Genomic DNA, 534 nt, shown 5'->3' with positions numbered 1-534 from the left:
CGGGCTTGAAAGTGAGATTCTTGGAAGTCATGGCAGCGGAACGCATGGATCAGCCCTCCCGAGTGCCCATCAGACCGCGGGGGCGGAAGATGAGGATGAGGACGAGCATGAGGTAAGGCAGGATGGCGGCGACCTGCGAGACGGTGAGTTTCCAGACCGGGAAGCCGAAGGTTTCGGGGGTGATCTGCGCGCCCACCAGGGACACCAGGTCGACGAAGGAATAGTCGATGGCCACGGCGAAGGTCTGGACCACGCCGATGAGCAGCGAGGCGAGCAAGGCGCCGACCAGCGAGCCCATCCCGCCGACGACCACCACCACGAAGATGATGGAGCCCACGGTGGCGGCCATGCCGGGCTCGGTGACGAAGGCGTTGCCGCCGATCACGCCGGCCAGACCAGCCAGGGCGCAGCCGCCGCCGAAGACGAGCATGAACACGCGCGGCACGTTGTGGCCCAGGGCCTCGACCATGTCGGGATGGGTCAGCGCGGCCTGGATGACCAGGCCGATGCGGGTGCGGGTGAGCAGCAGGTAGA

At 66.7% G+C, this 534-nt stretch carries 1 protein-coding gene; it reads right to left on the bottom strand.

Features of this window, described 5'->3' with window-relative positions; translation table 11 throughout:
* Positions 1-49: 49 nt before the first annotated feature.
* The coding region (locus G3574_RS17490; protein ID WP_407941682.1) for an ABC transporter permease subunit at positions 50-534 on the bottom strand (485 nt) is incomplete at its 5' end.

Origin of the sequence: Noviherbaspirillum galbum (genome assembly GCF_010974945.1) — a bacterium.
In the GTDB taxonomy this organism is placed as follows: Bacteria; Pseudomonadota; Gammaproteobacteria; order Burkholderiales; family Burkholderiaceae_D; genus Noviherbaspirillum; species Noviherbaspirillum galbum.
The sequence above is the reverse complement of the archived record's forward strand: the minus strand, read 5'-3'. Positions and strand labels throughout refer to the sequence as shown.